Consider the following 828-nt stretch of genomic DNA (forward strand, 5'->3'; position numbering starts at 1 on the left):
ACACCGAAAACAATGTTGTTGAAATCACCATTTTGTTTTCGTGCAAAAACATAAATCCCTTCTTTCATTCCTGTTTTTCTGTCAAACATGAAGAATCTCATCTGATATTCTATTTAATTGATCAGAATGGATGGTTCGAATAATTTGACGAATTATTCCTTGTAAAAGAAAAAATGATCTAAAACACTATCCTTAATTTCGTCCAGATGGGATTCTAAGATTTTTCTTATTTCGATCAGTTCATCCGGTGATGGAAATCTTTCGTATGTCACCATATAATCTCCAATGATTAGACCAATTAGGAAACCTGCCTTGTGACCATACTTGAAATCATCATCATACTGATATCCCCAAACCTTCTGTTTTAATTCGGGACTAGAGATCTCGTTTGATTTCAGAGTTTTATGAATAAGGGAAGTGATCTTGTCATGAAATTTTTCTTCCAGAACCACAATTCTACTTTGATCCCCCTCCTAATAAAAAGAGAAACCTGAGTCCTTTTTATCTCTGAAATAGCTATTTGAAACACGGAAGCTGACAACGTGCTTTGAATAACGCGATTCGCTTATTCTCACACCTCCGTGGAACTCCCTTCCATGCCTTGTTGGCTTCCGCCTACATTTGATACGAACTGAGCTACCACTTGACTTTTAGCTAACAATCAGTGCAATGATCTCATTTTATCTTTTGAATGTTTCTTGTAAATCTGGAACAAGTCTTAATATTTATCAAAATTAGCTGATCATACAATGAACAAAGTATCTCATTTTGAGATCCCGTTTGATGACCAAGCTCGCGCCCAGAAGTTTTATTCCGAGGTGTTTGGAT

At 36.0% G+C, this 828-nt stretch carries 1 protein-coding gene; it reads left to right on the forward strand.

The genetic code is table 11. The features are described from left to right. Positions 1–749 precede the first annotated feature (749 nt). A partial coding sequence (locus tag V3W49_RS22645; RefSeq protein ID WP_500148196.1) for a VOC family protein occupies positions 750–828 on the forward strand: 79 nt, incomplete at its 3' end.

Origin of the sequence: Rosenbergiella sp. YN46, assembly GCF_036620675.1 — a bacterium.
GTDB lineage: Bacteria > Pseudomonadota > Gammaproteobacteria > Enterobacterales > Enterobacteriaceae > Jejubacter.